16 protein-coding genes are annotated in these 19,320 nt (G+C 34.5%); 15 read left to right on the plus strand and 1 reads right to left on the minus strand.

All coding sequences use genetic code 11. From position 1 onward, the window contains the following. Positions 1-4 precede the first annotated feature (4 nt). From AMD28_RS14625 to AMD28_RS14635, 3 genes are read left to right on the plus strand one after another with little or no spacing between them, the layout of a single operon-like run. Complete coding sequence (locus AMD28_RS14625) at positions 5-772, plus strand: ABC transporter ATP-binding protein (RefSeq protein ID WP_055444874.1); 768 nt, start codon at positions 5-7, stop codon at positions 770-772. Then, on the plus strand, positions 750-1,970 hold the full coding sequence (locus AMD28_RS14630; RefSeq protein WP_055444875.1) for an ABC transporter permease: 1,221 nt from the start codon (positions 750-752) through the stop codon (positions 1,968-1,970). The genes AMD28_RS14625 and AMD28_RS14630 overlap by 23 nt, the downstream gene beginning before the upstream one ends. A gap of 38 nt (positions 1,971-2,008) precedes the next feature. After that, on the plus strand, positions 2,009-2,968 hold the full coding sequence (locus AMD28_RS14635; RefSeq protein WP_055444876.1) for a YHYH protein: 960 nt from the start codon (positions 2,009-2,011) through the stop codon (positions 2,966-2,968). Between the two features lie 123 nt (positions 2,969-3,091). Here the strand turns inward: AMD28_RS14635 and AMD28_RS14640 are convergent, their stop codons facing one another. Continuing rightward, on the minus strand, positions 3,092-3,979 hold the full coding sequence (locus AMD28_RS14640) for an AraC family transcriptional regulator (RefSeq protein WP_055444877.1): 888 nt from the start codon (positions 3,977-3,979) through the stop codon (positions 3,092-3,094). 130 nt (positions 3,980-4,109) lie between these two features. Here AMD28_RS14640 and AMD28_RS14645 point away from each other — a divergent pair, with 130 nt between their 5' ends. From AMD28_RS14645 to AMD28_RS14700, 12 genes are all read left to right on the plus strand, one after another. Then, positions 4,110-5,546: an MATE family efflux transporter gene (locus AMD28_RS14645; RefSeq protein ID WP_055444878.1), complete on the plus strand. Its 1,437-nt coding sequence runs from the start codon at positions 4,110-4,112 to the stop codon at positions 5,544-5,546. An 11-nt stretch (positions 5,547-5,557) separates the two neighbouring features. Next, positions 5,558-6,274 carry a DUF1565 domain-containing protein gene (locus AMD28_RS14650; RefSeq protein WP_055444879.1) on the plus strand — a complete coding sequence of 239 codons (717 nt, stop codon included), beginning with the start codon at positions 5,558-5,560 and terminating at the stop codon, positions 6,272-6,274. 44 nt (positions 6,275-6,318) lie between these two features. Next, a complete protein-coding gene (locus AMD28_RS14655) occupies positions 6,319-7,959 on the plus strand; it encodes a hypothetical protein (protein WP_338035242.1) in 1,641 nt (546 codons plus the stop codon). A gap of 64 nt (positions 7,960-8,023) precedes the next feature. After that, positions 8,024-9,208 (plus strand): efflux RND transporter periplasmic adaptor subunit, encoded by a 1,185-nt coding sequence (locus tag AMD28_RS14660; protein ID WP_055444881.1) that lies wholly within the window; start codon positions 8,024-8,026, stop codon positions 9,206-9,208. A gap of 2 nt (positions 9,209-9,210) precedes the next feature. Next, entirely contained in the window at positions 9,211-12,369 is a 3,159-nt protein-coding gene (locus AMD28_RS14665; protein WP_055444882.1) for an efflux RND transporter permease subunit, read from the plus strand. 11 nt (positions 12,370-12,380) lie between these two features. Next, positions 12,381-13,793, plus strand: a complete 1,413-nt coding sequence (locus AMD28_RS14670) for an efflux transporter outer membrane subunit (RefSeq protein ID WP_055444883.1) — start codon at positions 12,381-12,383, stop codon at positions 13,791-13,793. Positions 13,794-13,977: 184 nt separating this feature from the next. Then, the gene (locus AMD28_RS14675) at positions 13,978-15,024 is read left to right on the plus strand and encodes a sensor histidine kinase (RefSeq protein ID WP_055444884.1); all 1,047 of its coding nucleotides are present in this window, start codon (positions 13,978-13,980) and stop codon (positions 15,022-15,024) included. Positions 15,025-15,048: 24 nt separating this feature from the next. After that, entirely contained in the window at positions 15,049-16,374 is a 1,326-nt protein-coding gene (locus tag AMD28_RS14680) for a YHYH protein (protein WP_055444885.1), read from the plus strand. Then, entirely contained in the window at positions 16,371-16,970 is a 600-nt protein-coding gene (locus AMD28_RS14685) for a YbhB/YbcL family Raf kinase inhibitor-like protein (protein WP_055444886.1), read from the plus strand. Before AMD28_RS14680 ends, AMD28_RS14685 begins: the two co-directional genes overlap by 4 nt. A gap of 13 nt (positions 16,971-16,983) precedes the next feature. Further along, a complete protein-coding gene (locus AMD28_RS14690) occupies positions 16,984-17,991 on the plus strand; it encodes a hypothetical protein (protein ID WP_206542248.1) in 1,008 nt (335 codons plus the stop codon). A gap of 48 nt (positions 17,992-18,039) precedes the next feature. Next, positions 18,040-18,768, plus strand: coding sequence for a LytR/AlgR family response regulator transcription factor (locus AMD28_RS14695; RefSeq protein ID WP_206542249.1), 729 nt, complete (start codon positions 18,040-18,042; stop codon positions 18,766-18,768). A gap of 135 nt (positions 18,769-18,903) precedes the next feature. Beyond that, a complete protein-coding gene (locus tag AMD28_RS14700; protein ID WP_055444888.1) occupies positions 18,904-19,203 on the plus strand; it encodes an EF-hand domain-containing protein in 300 nt (99 codons plus the stop codon). Positions 19,204-19,320 lie beyond the last annotated feature (117 nt).

Genomic DNA, 19,320 nt, shown 5'->3' on the forward strand with positions numbered 1-19,320 from the left:
AGCTATGACTAAAGAAATAATTAAAATAGAAGATTTAAAACGAGAGTTTACCATGGGAACCGAAACGGTTCATGCGCTAAGAGGTATTTCGTTTGATATTAAAGAAGGAGAATTTGTGACTATTATGGGATCTAGTGGTTCTGGAAAAAGTACGATGTTAAATATTTTAGGATGTTTAGATCAGCCAACATCGGGAATTTATGAAATTGATGGTGTATCTGTAAAAGACTTATCTCGAAATGAATTAGCAACCATTAGAAACGAGAAGATTGGTTTTATTTTTCAATCGTATAATTTATTAGCAAGAACATCGGCTATTGAAAATGTGGAATTACCATTGTTATATAATAGCAAGGTTTCTTCCGAAGAACGCAGAAAACGTGCTATTGAAGCTTTAGAAAAAGTAGGACTTGGGGATCGTTTACATCATACACCATCGCAACTTTCGGGAGGGCAACAACAACGTGTGGCTATTGCTAGATCACTAGTGAATAATCCGGTGATGATATTAGCAGATGAAGCCACAGGAAACCTGGATACACGAACGTCCTATGAGATTATGTCCTTGTTTCAAGAATTGAACAAACAAGGTATTACCATCACATTTGTTACGCATGAGCCAGATATAGCAACCTTTAGCAGTAGAACCATTGTATTGAAAGATGGTAATATTATGCAAGATTATAAAAATGATAATATACAATCTGCTGCAAACGAATTAGCCAATTACCTAAACAAGACGATTAATTATGAGACTATTAAATGTATTTAAAATCGCAACAAAAGCCATCGTTCTTAATAAAACAAGAACCTTGCTAACGATGCTTGGAATTATTATAGGTGTAGCTTCTGTAATCGCTATGTTAGCCATTGGAGAAGGATCTAAGGAAAGTATTCGTACTTCCATTTCTGCAATGGGTTCTAATATGATAACTATAAAAGCGGGAGCTGATACTAGAGGTGGTGTAAGACAAGAAGCAAGTGTTATGGAATCGCTTACTTTAAGTGATTATGAAGCGATTAAAGCACAATCGACTTTAATAAGTTATAGTTCTCCAGTGGTAGAAGGTAGAGGTCAGGTTATAAATGGATCTAATAACTGGCCATCATCCATTTATGGTGTTAATCCAGAATATTTAAACATTAAAGTCGTCGGTTTACAGAGCGGAAGCATGTTTACAGATGCAGAAGTTCAAACCGCTTCAAAAGTCGCTGTAATAGGTCAGACTGTTGTGGATAATGTGTTTCCTGACGGACAAGAACCTGTGGGGCAAATGATTCGTTTTAATAATATTCCGTTTAAAGTGATTGGTGTTTTAGAGGAAAAAGGAGAGAACACCTTTGGTCAAGATCAGGATGATGTGGTTATTGCGCCTTACACAACCGTACAAAAACGTATTTTGGCTATTGATCATTTAAATCAGATAATGGCTTCTGCAATTAGTGAGGAAGAAGCGCCTAATGCAGTTATAGAAGTCTCTAAAATTTTACGTGAACAACACAAATTAACCGATAGTGATACCGACGATTTTACGGTACGTTCTATGGAAGAATTAATTTCAACTTTTAGTTCTACTAGCGAAATGCTAACGATACTATTGGTTGCAGTAGCAAGTATTTCCTTATTAATTGGTGGAATTGGGATTATGAATATCATGTATGTTTCTGTAAAAGAGCGTACTAAAGAGATTGGTTTACGTATGGCTGTAGGTGCTAAGGGTGCAGATATATTGATGCAATTTCTTATTGAAGCTATTTTAATTAGTATTACAGGTGGTGTGTTAGGTGTATTATTAGGGCTTGGATCCACCGTATTCATAGAAAAATTCTTAAATTGGCCTACTAGCGTGGCTTTATATTCTATTGTGATTTCATTTGCCGTTTGTGCGGTAACAGGTATCTTTTTCGGATGGTATCCAGCTAGAAAAGCATCGGCTTTAGATCCCATAACCGCTTTGCGTTATGAGTAAAGACTCGTGATTCTAACTAATTAATAAAACGGATAAACATGAAAAACTTCAAGCATTTAAAACCCATTTTACTTTTAACATCCATAGTTCTATTTATGTCCTGTAAATCCGATAAAAATAACGAGGCATTAAGTGCGATAAAAGTGGTTTCCGTAAATCCAGATTATTTTATCGCAGATAATATTATTGGTGAAATTACACAGGAAACAGTAACGTTAGACGGTACACCAACCTTGTGTTATGTGTTTCAAACAAACTCTAGACCATCCGAACATCCAATGGGACCTTGGTGCCCGAGACATATTGATGATGCTAAAGAAAAAGGAGGTATTTGGTTTGAAGATGGTAAAGTGTATGATGTAGATGGGCATTTTATTGCAGGATTGGCTGAGTTTTATAAAGATGATGCATGGAAAGTGTTTAGAGAAGATGGTAGCGTAAAATATACCGCTACACAAGAAGAATGCGAAGGAGCAGCAAAGCCAGATGTGGAAGAAGCTTATCAAAATTATTGCGTAGAATGTTTACCAAAATATTATAAAGATCAAGTAACAACATATACAATTCCTGTTACTCCGGTTTATACCAGTAGAGAACAACGCTTTAGAAGAGGTGCCATTGGTGTCGCTTTTAACGGCGTTAATTTTGATCCACCAGCACCAACAGAAGCGATATTAGCGGCACATACTATAGCGCCTTTAGATGATCAGGGCGGACATGTAAATCCGCATGGAGGTTATCATTATCATGCAGCTACAGGATTTACAAAAGAAGTAAATCAGGCAGATGTGCACGCACCAATGTTAGGGTATGCTATGGATGGTTTTGGTATTTATGCACTTTTAGATGCCAATGAAAAGCAACCAACAGATTTAGATAATTGTGGAGGTCATGAAGACGAAACACGCGGTTACCATTATCATGCTGGAGAACCAGGAGGGAATCAAGTGATAAAATGTTTACATGGTGTTGCAGGAAATGCACGTGTACAAGAGTAAAATAATAACGGTAAAATCTCAAGTAAAACTAGGTTAACATTAATTTGTTAACCTTATTTTTTGTCTTGTGGTTAGAAGAAATAATTGCAATACAGTCTCTTATATCCCTTTGGTGCTTTAGTATTAAATCTTACGAAATTGAGTCGCCGTGATACCCATATTACGTTTAAAAAACTGATTAAAATTAGCAACTTCATTGAAATTTAAAGCATATGCGACTTCGGCTACCGATTTATCCAGTTGATGTAAAAGCGTTTTAGCGTACAACATTTTATAATCGATTATAATTTTCTGAGCACTTTTACCTGTTGCTTTTTTAGCACATTCGGTAAGGTATATCGGACTTATATTCATCTGAGAAGCATACTCATTAACCGATAAAAACTGGTTGTTGCTAGACAGAATCTCTTGTTCAAACTTCGACATGATAATTTCATACCTATTATTTGTAACCATGCCGTTATTGTCTTGAGTAAACCGCTTTATTTTATAAAGGAAGATGAGGAGTAAGGACCTTACAATCTCAAGGTTGTGCATTTCAGTACTTCTAGATTCATGATACAATTCTTCAGCAATAGGCAATATATCTTTAAAATCATTATCTGATAATTGGTATAAAGGCATGGTATGAATTTTAAAAAAAGGAAACTCATTTTGAAGCCCATAAGATTGATTTAACCTAGTAAAAATAGATGGATTAAAGTAAATAATATATCCTTCATCATCATTAGGTGGTACTATATTATAATTGATGACTTGAAATGGAGAAACAATAGCCAAACTATTTTTGGTTTTCTTGAAGGTTTGATTACCAATTTGAATTTTTTTTGAGTTTCGTTGTAAAACAGCAACCTCAAAAAAATCTCTTTTATGAGGGTCAGAGAATTTATCATTTGGTTCTACAAATAATTTATTCTTATCCATTCTTCTAATATAAAAACTGTTGGAATAATCATTTGCTTTTTCCGTTCCATTTAAGAAATATGCGTTTATATCATTAAATACTTTCATTTACAACTGTTTGAGAATTTTAACAAAGATACAATAAACTTAAATTGTAATCTATTATACGTAAATTGTAATTCATATTTAAGTTGAAATTCTATTCACCTTTGCATTGATATAATAAGTAAACCCATCAATGTCTAATTTTACAAATAAATTCTCTAATCCATTTTCATTCTTAAAATCTAAGAAAGAAACTATTATGCGTCAGTTAAGAACGCATACAGAAGGCTATTCACTTAAAGATGATTCTATACCAAAATTACTTTTAGCATTTGTAGGTCCTGCGGTTTTAAGCCTGTTAATTAATGCTTTATATAATTTAGTAGATCGAATTTTTGTAGGTCAGTTTGTTGGAGTCGATGGTTTATCGGCTGTAACATTAGTTTTTCCTGTAACACTTTTTCAATTTGGATTTGTGTTGCTTTTTGGTAGTGGATCCGGAATTTTAATTGCCAAATTTCTAGGTGAAGATAGATTAGATAAAGCAGAAGATGCTCTTGGTAATAGCATAGCAGGACTCTTAATAACCATGGTGGCATTTACCACGCTTGGTTTACTATTTTACAAACCTTTATTAATGGCTTTTGGTGCAGAAGGCGAACTTTTGAACCTATCATCAGAATATCTTTGGGTCATCATAATGGGCTTTCCGCTTAGTTTTTTCTTGGCTTTAGAATTTACTTGTCGTGCAGAAGGTAATCCGCGTTTTCCTGCTAAACTTATTCTTTTATCATCCTTAATTAATGTGGTGTTAGATTACGTTTTTATGAAAGTATTCAACATGGGTATAAGTGGTGCTGCTTTGGCAACAATAATCGCCCAAGCTGTTAACGCTATACTTTTAATACGATATTATACAAGCGGTAAAAGCCTAGTAAAATTGGTGTGGAAAAAAATACGAATTAAAAAGAAGATTATTCTTCCAATACTATCTGTGGGCTTAGCACCTTTTATAATGGACATTGCCATCAGCTTACAAAATGTATTTACAAACCATTTATTACTTCAATCTGGAGGAATCGATGGAGTAGCAGCCATGGGAATAATCTTTGGAATCAACATCTTTTTTATGATGACAGCACTTGGTACTGGAGATGGCATGCAACCGGTTATCAGTTATAATTTTGGAGCACAACAATATAATCGTGTCACAAAAACTTTAAAGTATGCCATAAAAATGGTGATTGTGGTTGCCATCGTTGGTGTGATCCTTTTTGAAGTGTTTCCAAAACAACTCATAGCGCTTTTTGTTAGCGAAAACGAGAATATTATTAGCATTACTAAAACAGCCCTTCAAATATTCGCGATGTCGCTTCCTTTTTATATGATGCAAGTGGTAATCACAAGGTATTTTCAAGCCATACAAATAAACAAGATTGCGACATTTTTAGCGCTATTACGCCCAATACTACTGTTTATACCCATTGCATATCTATTAAATAACAACTATGGTTTAATTGGTATTTGGGCAGCATTTGTAGTTAGCGATAGTATATCTGCTCTAATCGCACTATTACTTGTCAAAAAATATTCAATAAAAAAATTAATATTAATTAATCATTCACACTAAAAATAAAGATTATGAAAACAAATAAAATATTTACCGCTTTATTGTTAGTACTCGTAGTACTTTCTAGTTGCACAGGAGCTAAAAATACTAGTGCGGCAATAACTACTGATACTACAAAAGCGCATGATGCTACAATTATATTTGTAGACGATGATTCAAGAGGAACAGAAGACGGTACATCATGGAACAATGCTTTTAGTAGTTTGCAGGATGCCATTTCCCATAGTAAAGCTGGAGAGGAAATATGGGTAGCCGAAGGTACATACTATGCATCTACAGCGGATGAAACAGAAAGTTTCTCACTTGTTGATGGCACAAATATTTATGGTGGATTTGATGGTACTGAAACATCTATAGACCAAAGAAATATAGCGGAGCATGCCACTATATTAAGTGGTGATATTGACAAAGATGGTACAACAATAGGTAACACCAATAACATCTTATTGGCTACAAATGGAATTATTGATGGTTTCATCATTCAAGATGGTTACAATGAATCTGAAATGAGACAAGGTTCAAGCACTAAATCACCTTCAGATCAAGGCGAAAGTAATGACAGTGAATTAACAGAAGGAGCTGGTCATAGTTCTCCCGGAGAGGTTACGTCTGGCGATGCAGAATCTACACCAAATGGTGCAGGAATAGTTGTTTGGGGTGTTAGCGCTACAATTAAAAACACAACGGTAAAGAACTGTTACTCCGTTAAAGGTGGCGGCTTTATGTAAATGTTACTGGAGAGCTTAAAACTCAGCCTTTATTTTACAATGTAGTGTTTGAAAACAACGCATCGAAAATGAGAGGTGGCGGTATTTCAATTGATATGATGTCAAACCCCACGTTCATTGACTGTGTATTTAAAGATAATTACTGCGGTGGAAAAGGTGGTGCAATGTATAACGACTTTGGATGTAGTCCTTCATTATACAATTGCTTATTTATAAACAATGAATCTGAAATGGCTGGAGCAATGGGTAATGATGGTGTTTCAAACTCAATAATTTATAACAGCACATTTACGGAAAACAATTCTTCAGAACAAGGAGCAGCAATCTATCAAGGAACGGGACCATTTAATGATCCAATTATCATAAATTCAGTAGTATCCGGTAATAAAAGTGATAAAGGACAGCATACAATCTTCAATTGGAATGAAAGTAATACAGCAGTATATACGAGTGTTATTGAAGGTGGATACAACGGACTTAGTGATGGCGTAATTGATGATACTGCACTATTTGATAGCGCATACAACTGTACAAACTACAGTTTTGGTTATAAATCAGAAGAGGTTGGTAATAGAACGGAAAAAGAACTGAAAGAGATAAAAAAAACACTAAGTAGTGTAGAAAACACACCTGAGCCAACCCTTTTAAACACAACCAATAAAAGTGATAATATAGCTTCTACATCAACCATTTATGTTAATGCAAATGGTCTTGGTGATGGTTCAAGCAAAAACAATGCAACTAACAACCTTCAAGAGGCAATATATCAAGCAAACAACTACTTTGTTAAAACAGGAAATGTTGTTACTATTTATCTAGCAGATGGAATATACACTCCAGGTGCAAATAGATCAGACTCATTTATATTACAAGCTGGTGTTAAGCTAATTGGTGAAAGCGAGAAGCATACAATTCTTTCTGGTGAAATAGGAACAAACGCTAAAGAAGATAATAGCTATCATGTCGTAATCGGATCTGACAACGCTAGCTTAAACAAGCTTACTATTACAGGTGGTTATGCCAATGGAAACAATGGAGAAGTATACGATAGACTTGGTGGCGGTTTGCTAAACTATGCAGCAGGTAACAGGGTAAGACCCACATATAAGCCAACACTAGGTTTTGACACAGCGTTAACCAATGTAACCTTTACAGACAACTATGCAGAATCTGGTGGAGCGGTATATACCTACCATGGTGGCAATCCAACCTTCAACAATTGTACTTTTAAGAACAATGAAGCTTTATATGGTGCGGCTACAATGGAAGTTGGCGGATGTGCTGCAGTATATACAGATTGTACGTTCTCTAACAATCATGCCCTATATTCAGGTGGTGCAACATTTGTAGACTATGGCTCATTAACCAGCTATTTAAGCTGTGATTTTCAAGATAATGTAGCGGAGCGTTGTGGTGGAGCAATTTACGCAATTGATAGAGCCTCTCAGAGCATACTAAATAATACAAGCTTCTCAACTTTGATTGATTCTTCTTGGAGCAATGATGAGGACATCTTCTCTACTGCTTATTTAAATGCATGTACATTGACTAATAACAGTGCCGATTTTGGAAATGCAGTTTATGTGTTTGAAGGAAGCTACATCAAATTAATCAACACCGATATTGCCGATGCAGACATGTCCATTAACCCTGAGTGTACTTTAATTGAAAATAATAGTAAATAACCAACTATAGTATTAGCACTCGTATTTGTGTCTTGCAACAACAATAAACAATAAAAATTAATAAATGAAAACTAGAGCCATTTACCCACTTACTTTATCTATCGGACTGTTCATTGGTCTACTATCAACCTCTTGTAACAACAAGGAAAGTTCAAATAAAACCGACGCTATTCCTACCTACGAAGTTTTAAAAGTTGCCCCAAAAACTTCAGAAGTAATTAGGGAGTTTCCTGTAACTGTTGAAGGTATAGAAAACATTGAAATTAGACCTAAAATAGAAGGTTTTATCGAAAAAGTAATGGTAAATGAGGGTGAATACGTCGAAAAAGGACAAGTACTCTTTCTGCTTAATGCACCAGAATACGAACAAGAAGTATTGAATGCACGAGCCGCTATAAGCACTGCTAAAGCAGAAATAAGCTCTGCTGAATTAGACGTCGAAAAAGCAAAGCCTTTAGTAGAAAGAGAAATCATTAGCAGTTTTGAGCTCACTTCAGCAGAAAATGGACTCATTGCAAAAAAAGCTGCATTGCAACAAGCACAAACCAACTTAGCAAATGCGAATACCAATTTTAATTATACACGTATTAGCGCACCCGTTGCTGGTTATATTGGTTCCCTACCTTATAAATTAGGGAGTTTGGTGAGCAGTAGTAATACAGAACCACTAACAACGGTTTCCAATATTAAACAGGTCTATGCTAATTTTTCTATTAACGAAAAAACATATTTAGAATTTTTAAAAGAAGGGCTACTAACCAATAAACAAGAAGTATCGCTTTTACTCCCAGATTACACACTATTTAATCAAAAAGGAGAAATCCGAACTGTAAGCGGACAAGTAGATGAGGAAACCGGTTCTTTTAATGTCCGTGCTATTTTTAATAATCCTGATGGTTTACTGAGAACGGGCAATAGTGCCACAATACAAATTCCTAAAACGGTAGAGAATGCACTACTTATTCCACAAGCCGCTACTTATGAGCTTCAAGGTGGTGTATATACTTATGTTGTCGATGAGCAATCAAAAGCAAAATCAACCAAAATTACGGTTACGCCTACATCCTCAGGCAAAGCTTTTATTGTTAGCGAAGGACTTCAAGCAGGCGATCAAGTTATTGTAGAAGGCATTAATACGCTAGCAAGTGGAAAAGAAATAACACCTGTTGAAGTGGATGCTAACACTATTGATGCTTTGCAGGGTACCGATGAAAAAGTGACAACCACCAATAATCAAAATTCAAAGTAACTATGTTTAAAAAATTTATAAAAAGACCTGTTCTTTCTGCTGTAATTTCTATAATCATATTGATTTTGGGTGTTATCGGACTTACAAGTTTACCCGTATCACAATACCCAGATATTGCACCGCCAACCGTAAAAGTTTCTGCTTCTTATGATGGCGCAAATGCTGAAGCTGTTTTAAATAGTGTTATTGTTCCGTTAGAAGAAGCGATAAATGGTGTAGAAGGTATGACATATATGACGTCTACCGCAACAAGTGGCTCTGCAAGCATCACTGTTTATTTCGAATTAGGTACCGATCCCGATATTGCCGCTGTAAATGTTCAAAATAGTGTTTCAAGTGCATCAAGTACTTTGCCATCAGAGGTTACAACATCTGGAGTAACTACAGAGAAACAGCAAAGTAGTAATGTACTTATTGTTGGTCTCTATAGTGAGAATAGTAATTATGATGAAGAATTTGTACAAAACTATGCTAACATCAATATCATTCCTATTATTAAAAGAATTAACGGGGTTGGTAGTGCAAGTACTTTTGGAAGTAGAGATTACAGTATGCGTATTTGGTTAAAAGCCAACATTATGGCAAACTATGGTTTAGAACCTTCTGATATTAGTCTTGCACTTGCAGATCAAAACTTGGAAGCAGCTCCTGGTGAATTAGGTTTACAAGGCGACCAAGCCTACCAATACACTTTAAAGTATAAAGGAAAACTACAAAATGCTACGGAGTTTGAAGACATCATTGTAAAAACAACAGATGAGGGGCGCATATTACGATTAAAAGATGTTGCTAGAGTAGAATTAGGTTCACAATCGTACAGCTCTTCCACATTAATTAATGGGCACCCAGGAGTTGGTATTGCCATAGCTCAATCTTCAGGATCGAATGCTCAAGAAGTTGTAGAAAATTCTATTGCAACCCTTAACGCGGCATCAGTTAATTTTCCTGAAGGCATTAAATATGTTGAAATGCTGAATGTCAACGACTTTTTATCAGCCTCTATCACTAAAGTAATTCATACTCTAATAGAAGCCTTTTTATTAGTTTTCTTGGTGGTTTTTATTTTTCTACAAGATTGGCGTTCCACTTTAATTCCTGCCATTTCAGTACCTGTAGCTATTGTTGGAACCTTCTTTTTCTTAAGTGTATTCGGTTTTACCATCAACTTATTAACGCTTTTTGCCTTAATGCTTGCTATTGGTATTGTGGTAGATGATGCTATTGTAGTTGTAGAAGCCGTACATGCCAAATTAGACTCCGGTTATACATCTGCACGAATAGCAAGTATAGATGCCATGAGTGAAATATCTGGTGCTATTATTTCAATTACACTAGTGATGTCTGCCGTATTTGTACCGGTAACATTTATAAGTGGTTCTTCGGGAGTATTCTACCAACAATTTGGTTTAACGCTTGCCATCGCTATTATTCTTTCGGCTATAAACGCATTAACATTAAGTCCTGCATTATGTGCTTTATTATTAAAACCGCACGACGAAAAGCATACTAGAAAAGGGTTTATTCAACGTTTTTATGTGGCCTTCAATACAGCGTTTGATAAAACCACTTCAAAATATAAAAAATCAGTATCGTTTTTAATCCGTAAAAAAGCAATTGCCATTGGTATGCTTTGCGTTTTCATTGGGGTATTTGTGTATTTAATGAATACAATGCCAACCGGTTTTGTGCCAGATGAAGACCAAGGTACCATTATGGCCGACATTAGTTTACCTGCAGCAGCATCCTTAGAAAGAACGGATAAAGTTGTACAACAAGTACAAGAATTAGTACAGGATATCCCAGAAGTAGAAGCTGTATTAAGATCAACAGGTCGCGGAATGATTAGTGGCCAAGGATCTAATTATGGTATGGTTATTTTAAAATTGAAAGATTGGGGAGAACGATCGGGAGATGGGCAAGATGTACAATCTATAATTAAAAGGTTATTTGCCAAAACAGCTGATATTAAAGACGCTAGAATTATCTTTTTTGCACCACCCACTATCACAGGGTTTGGGCTAAGTAACGGTTTTGAATTTCAATTGCAGGACCAAAGTGGAGGTACTGTAGATGAGCTTTACAAGGTAAGTCAAGATTTTATTGCAGGCTTAAGTGAAAGACCTGAGATACAATATGCAAATACCACCTTTGATCCCACATATCCACAATATGAGGTAGAAGTTGATGTTGCCAAAACTAAATTAGCAGGCTTAGATGTGGAAAGCGTACTAGGTGTCATGCAAGGGTATTTGAGTGGTGTTTATGCTTCTAGCTTCAATAAGTTTGGTAAGCAATACCGTGTTATTTATCAAGCAGAGCCAAATTTTAGGGCTAATCTTGAAAGTTTGAATGCTATTAAAGTAAAAAACAGTAATGGTACTATGGCGCCTATAACCGAATTTGTAAGCTTAAAAAGAGTTTACGGACCGCAAAGTTTAACGCGTTTTAATTTGTTTACAGCCGCTAAAATAACAGGAGCGCCTAACGATGGTTATAGCTCCGGTGATGCTATTAAAGCTATTGAAGAAGTTGCCGCACAAACATTACCTGTTGGTTACGGATATGAATACTCTGGGATGACTCGAGAAGAAATTTCTGCAGGAACCCAAACCGTTTATATTTTCATGCTATGCTTCATTTTTATTTACTTCTTATTAAGCGCGCAATATGAGAGTTTTATTATGCCATTTGCTGTTTTAATATCCGTTTCTGCTGGGCTTTCAGGAGTGTTGATTTTTGCGAATTTATTTGATATCAGCAATAACATTTATGTCCAAATTACTTTGGTAATGCTTATTGGGTTATTAGCCAAAAATGCCATTCTAATTGTAGAATTTGCCATACAAAGACGCCGAGCCGGTGAAACCATCATACAATCGGCATTAGATGGAGCAGTTGCTAGATTCAGACCTATTTTAATGACATCATTTGCTTTTATTTTTGGATTACTACCGCTTATGGTGGCAACAGGAGCAGGCGCTACAGGAAACAGAACTATTGGTACAGGTGCTATTGGCGGTATGTTAATAGGTACACTTTTAGGTGTTTTACTTATTCCGGTACTCTATGTTATTTTCCAAACACTACAAGAAAAAGTTGTGGGTGTTCATGATCATGATTGGGGAGATGATGAAGACGAAAAACTGCCTTTAAACAAATAAAAAATACAGATATGAAATATAAATTTTTAAAATATAGCACGCCTTTTGTTCTCATTATTTTAATGCTGAATTCTTGCGGAGTAGTGAATAAAAAATATGTTACTCCAGATGTAGAATATACTAAAACCTATAGGGATATTGAGGTGCAAGACACGACGTCTATTGCTACTTTAGCTTGGAAAGCTATTATAACAGATAGCATATTACAGGGTTTAATCGAAGAAGGATTACAAAACAATCTCGATTTAAAAACAGCTATAGAAAACATCAACCAAGCGCAAGCGAGCCTTACCGAAGCAAAGTTGGCTTTTCTACCAAGTTTGGAAGGTAGCGCGCAGGTAAGTAAATCTAAAACCTCCGAAGCATCATTAAATTTTGGTAGTACAGATGGCATCAATTTAAATACCACATCCTATTTAGGACAATTAAGTAGTAGTTGGGAGCTCGATGTTTGGGGTAAATTACGAAGTAATAAAAGATCCGTTTTGGCATCATTTTTAAAAACAAAAGCTGCTACGAAAGCAATACAAACACAATTAATTTCTGATATTTCGATAAGCTATTACAATTTATTAGCCCTGGATAAGCAATTAAAAATTACACAAGAAACGCTTAAAAACAGAATAGTAGATCAAGAAACGATGAAGTTTCTAAAAGAATCTGCAGTGGTAAATGGTGCTGCAGTTGTACAAAGTGAAGCAAGTAGGTATGAAATAGAAGCCAGTATACCTGATATAGAATTAAGCATACAGCAACAGGAAAATGCACTTTCTATTTTATTAGGAAGAGCATCCGGTTATGTAGAAAGATCGTCATTAGAAAAACAAACTGCTTTTTCCGAATTAAAAATAGGTTTACCTGCTTCACTTTTAAGAAATAGACCAGACATTAGAGCATCAGAAATGGAATTTAGAAGTGCTTTTGAAGATGTAAATATAGCGAAAACCTATTTCTATCCATCCTTAACTATTACAGCAAGCGGCGGTTTATCTTCATTAAATATAGTCAGCTTTTTTGACAACTCTGTGTTTTATAACCTTATTGGAGGGTTAACACAACCCATTTTTTCAAATGGAGAAAATAAAGCGCGATTAAAAATTAATCAATCCGTACAACAACAGGCTTATTATAATTATAAATCGACATGGTTAACAGCCGGAGAAGAAATATCAAATGCCTTGTTTCAGTATAAAAAAGCAAAAGAAAAACAAGAATCTAGAAGCAAGCAAATTGCGGCTTTAGAGAAATCGGTTGAATTTACGCAAGCACTTATTAAATATACTTCTACCACAAATTATACCGATGTACTTACCACACAAAACAGCCTATTAGCAGCACAATTAGATGCCGTGAGTGATAAACAGCAAGAGTTACAGGCTGTAATTAAATTGTATCGTGCATTAGGTGGTGGTTGGTTAAATTAGAAAAGGTCAAGATATAAGTTAATGTAAAATTCAATCGATAAAATCATAGCATTCATATATCAAATCCTTCAAACTGTCTATTCTATATAAAATTGAAGATAAATAGTTTTACCTTTGGTTTATAAGGGGACATTCCAATATTTCCCCTTCAGTTTTTTTAATTTAAAAAAAGAATATTAAAGTAATGTATAAAAATAAAAACATAACCATCTTTTTACATGTGCTAGTTTGGCTAACACTATTTTGTTTGCCTTACTTGCTCTCTTATAGCGAGGAACAAGAGTTAGATAGAGTTAAAGCGCATTTTTGGATTCCTTTATTCTTTTCAGTAATTATCTTTTATTTCAACTATTTTGTACTGGTAGACCGCTTTTTGTTTCCTAAAAAAACACTATTATTTATTGTTGTAAACATAGCACTCATAGCATTGTTCCTATTTTTAAAAGAATATATTGAAGATAACTACTTTCAAGATATTTTAAAAAAACGTCTTGCAAATACCAATAGGGTAGAACCTCCATTTAAAATGGCGTTGTATATACAGTTGTTGTCTTATTTAGCACCTTTATTTTTCGCTGTTGCCTTAAAATCTACAAAGCGATGGATTAAAACAGAAGCCGAACGCAAGGAAGCTGCTAATTTTAAATTGAAGTCAGAATTACAGCATTTACATTACCAATTGCAACCGCATTTCTTTTTTAATTCTTTGAATAATATTTATTCTTTAGTCGATATTTCGCCAGATCAAGCAAAGTCTTCTATACACAGTTTAAGTAAGCTGATGCGTTATATGTTGTATGAAACGAATTTAGAAGTGGTGCCTCTGACTAAAGAAATTGATTTTCTTAAGAAGTATATCGATTTAATGAAGTTAAGGGTCTCAGATAAAACAAGCGTTAGCTATAGCTTTCCTGTAAAAGAAACAGGTGTTCAAATTGCACCTTTATTGTTTATTTCTTTAATCGAGAATGCTTTTAAACATGGTGTCTCTGCCACAAAGCCAAGTAGTATTATTATTAATATGACTTGTGATGATAATACCGTTTTATTTTCGGTGGAAAATAATAATTTTCCGAAGAAAACAGAGGATAAAAGTGGCTCTGGTATCGGACTTCAAAATTTAGAAAAACGTTTGCAGTTATTGTATCCAGATAAATTCAGCTTTAAAACTATTTTAAAAAATGATCAGTTTATAGTCACTTTAAAAATAGAAACTAGTGAGAAAAATTAATGTAATAAATAGAAAATTAAGCTTATGAAAAATGCAATTATAATTATCTTTTTTTTGACATTAAACGGGAATCTTTTTGCGCATGAGCATGGACATGGAACCCCTTTAAAACAATGGGAATTAACAAGTACTAATAAAACAATTAATGCTGATTTTGTAAAATATGAAAATGGTCAAGTTTGGCTTATAGACGGCAATCATACTGTTCAAACTTTTCAAATTTCAGACTTTTCCGAAGCAAATCAAGAGTATATTAAAACCAAAAGTGAATTCATTACTTCTTTAAATAGTAATGTAACTATTGAAACGGATTCTCAATCGGTAACAAGTTTTAATATAGGACTTATTACTTTAGGTGTCTTTCTTTTACTTTTTTCTGTTTTTAAACTGATAAAGCAAAAAAAAACGGTGTACGTAACGCACGGAGTTCTTGGTTTGATTTTGATTTTAGTGGTGTCGTGCAAAAACGCCAGTACAACTAAAGCAAGTACTGCACAAGTACCGGCAAATAATGTGACATTGATGCAAAGCTTTTTTGAGAAATTTGACGGTGTTACAACACATACAGATGACAACTATCTATATGTTTCATCCAATGGGTTGCCAGATCATGACATGATGGTTGGTATCACAAACTGGCAACAACAAGTACCTATTAATCAAAATTACACGGGCGATAATAGTTGGGCGATACCCACGCATCCAAAAATGGCAGAAAATCCGCTATCTACAAAAACCAATTTGCTTAAAGGTGCGATAGCTGTTGCTGTAAATGGAATTCCTATTTTTAATCCTTTAAACAATAGAGGTGAAGATGCAAATGCTATTGGAGAATTAGACAACTGGGGCGGACATTGTGGTCGTGCAGACGATTATCATTATCATTTACCACCATTGCATTTACAAGATCAAGTAGGTGCTGGCAATCCGGTAGCTTATGCTGTAGATGGTTTTCCTGTATATGGCGAAACAACAGATAGATTAGATGCCTATTTAGGAAAAACAAACGCAGATGGCTCTTATCAATATCACACTATTAAAGAATATCCTTATTTAATTGCAGGTATGCGAGGTGAAGTAATATTAGACCCAAAAACAGAAGCACCAGAAAATCAAGTGTATCCGCAACCTAGAACACAAGAATTAAGACCTGCTTTAAGACCACTACGAGGTGCAGAAATTATTGATTTTAAATCGTTAGGAGAAAATTCATATGCGTTAACATATCGTTTAGATTCCAAAGAATATATCATAAATTACAAATGGGACAATGAAGATAATTACACGTATCAATTTATAGATCCTGAGGGTACAGCAAGCGTTGAAACTTATAAACCAAGAGAAAAATGAAATATTCAAAATTTTTAATTCCTATTCTTTTTATTGGGTTCATGTCTTGCAAAAACAATAAAAAAGCGACTACAAACGTAAATCATGATGATTTTAAAACCATACATTCCAATTTTAAACTATCCAGTATTGCAATAAAGAATGGTGTTTTATTAGATACTTATAAGTGTGAAGAGAAGGTTAATGCTGTTGAAAATTCCATACCACTTTCGTGGGGAAATGTACCAGAAGGCACTAAATCTTTAGCAGTTGTGATGTATCATTGTCCGAAAAAGGATAATAAAACAGAAATTAATTCATACCTGTTATTATGGGATATTAATCCGGAAACAACAAAAATACCATACAAAATGGCGGCTAAAGGGAATTGGTTTATGGGTGCAAATAAAGATGGTACAGCGATATCCTATACGTCGCCATGTTCTCGTGGGAAAGGTAAACATGAATATACCATAGCGCTTTATGCCTTATCTGAAACACCTACCACTTTACCTAAAGAACACAGTTTACATGTAGATTATAATGTATTTATGAATGCAATGAATACCGTAAAAATTATAGATAGAACAACATTAACATTTATAGACTCCAATTAAAAAAAACATAATAATGATACACTTAAAGAACATTATACCACTCTTTGTTTTCGCTTCTTTAACGATGACAGCTTGTAAAAACAGTCCAAAGACTACTCCTCAAAATTCAGAAGTTTATAAAGGCACAGCATCTGTATCGCAAGGGCAAGCAACAGTTGTAACCGAAAATATTTTTAAATGCGATAGAGGTAGAGAAGCGCCAATTGGAACGTCTACAGCAACAGATGGCAGTACATGGACGGTTCCTGCAGCCGTTAATTTTACGGATGACAGTTTTCCTTTTGCATCCGATTTGTTTAATCCCTGTACAAGAGTAGAATATGCCTCTGCCAATGAAGCTCTAGCAGCTTTAGACGGAACAGATATTATTGAAGTGGATCCCGATGGTGAAATAATTACAGCGTATGTATTTGCTGACAACTATTTTGAAATGTACATTAATGGAATTGCTGTAGGTAAAGATAATGTGCCCTTTACGCAATTCAATTCTAATATTGTTAGATTTAAGGTAAACACGCCTTTTACGATAGCCATGAAATTGGTAGATTGGGAAGAAAATAGTGGTTTAGGGTCTGAGGCGAATAGAGGTCAAGCATTTCATCCAGGAGATGGAGGTATGGTAGCTGTTTTTAAAAATGCTAAAGATGAGATAATTGCAACAACAGATGCTAATTGGAAAGCGCAAACCTTTTATACAGCGCCTTTAAGAGATTTATCTTGTGCTAGCGAAGAAGGCACTTTAAGATTAAGTGAAACATGCAGTACAGAAGATTCTAATGACGGAGCGTCATATTACGCTTTACATTGGAAAACACCATCAAACTGGCAATCTGCAGATTTTGATGATAGCCAATGGCCTAACGCAACTACCTTTACAAACAATACTATAGGTGTAGATAACAAACCTTCTTACACCAATTTTACAAATATTTTTGATGATAGTGCGGCAGACGCCCAATTTATATGGTCAACAAATGTTATTTTAGATAATGAGGTTATTGTTAGATATACGGTTAACTAATCATTAGTATTCCAATTTATAATTACTTTTAATATATAAACCAAACGTATGAGCACTATAAAAATCACCTGTGTTATTGTAGACGATGAGCCTATGGCGCTTAATTTAGTGGAAAGCTATGTAGCAAAAACACCTTTTTTAGAACTAAAACAAAAATGTAGTAGTGCTATTGAAGCTTTGGAATTTATTAAAAATAAACCTGTAGATTTACTGTTTTTAGACATTCAAATGCCAGATTTAACAGGCTTGGAATTCTCTAAAATGCTACCAAAAGAAACACGTGTTATTTTTACAACGGCTTTTGATCAATATGCTTTGGAAGGCTTTAAAGTAGAAGCTTTAGACTATTTGTTGAAACCTTTTGATTATGCCGAATTTCTAGCAGCAGCCAATAAAGCTAATAGTTGGTTCTCCTTGGTAAAAGGAAAGCAACAAAAAATGGTTTCTGAAGAAAAGGAATTTCTTTTTGTAAAATCGGAATACAAACAACTGCGTATTAAACTAGCAGATGTTCTGTATTTTGAAGGATTAAAAGATTATATCAAGATATGGTTAAAGGATAATCCGAAACCTATTTTAACCTTAATGAGTTTGAAATCTCTAGAAGAAGAACTCCCAGAAACGCAATTTATGCGTGTGCATCGATCGTTTATTGTATCGCTTAAAAATATAGATGTTATTGAGCGTAGTCAAATTATTATCAATGACCAACGTATCACGGTTTCAGAGCAATACAAGCCTCCTTTTCTAGAATTTGTAAATAGTAATTCGTTATAAAACCAACGGTTTAACTTTTCGTCTATAAAATCCTATCTTTCATAGATGGATAAGAAGCACACGTCTATTCTCTTATGTAATGTTTAAACATGTAATTATATTTGCGCCAACATAAAAATAAAACAAATTCAAATTATGAAGAAAGTAGTACTTACATTGGCGATTTCAATAGGATTATTTAGCTGTGATAGCGTGAAAAACGTTAATACATCAACGGTATCTCAAGCAGCAACATTATTAAGTTCATTAAGTTCAAACGCTACGGTTCAACAAATTTCTAGTCTTTTTAGTTTATTAGACGCGAATAAAGATGAAGCTATTAGCTCTACGGAAGCTATTGGTTCTGTATCTGAAAACTTTAATACTTTAGATACAGATAACAATTCAAGTTTAAATTTATCAGAATTAACAGGTTTATTAGGATTATTAAAATAATTTTAATATTTCATTAGTTTAAAAGCAAGGTATACTTTCGTAGTATACCTTTTTTTGTTTCCATAAATAAAATCTACATAGATAAAAAAATCCTGTTTGTAGATAGAATGTAGGCAA

The organism is Lacinutrix himadriensis (genome assembly GCF_001418105.1).
GTDB lineage: Bacteria > Bacteroidota > Bacteroidia > Flavobacteriales > Flavobacteriaceae > Oceanihabitans > Oceanihabitans himadriense.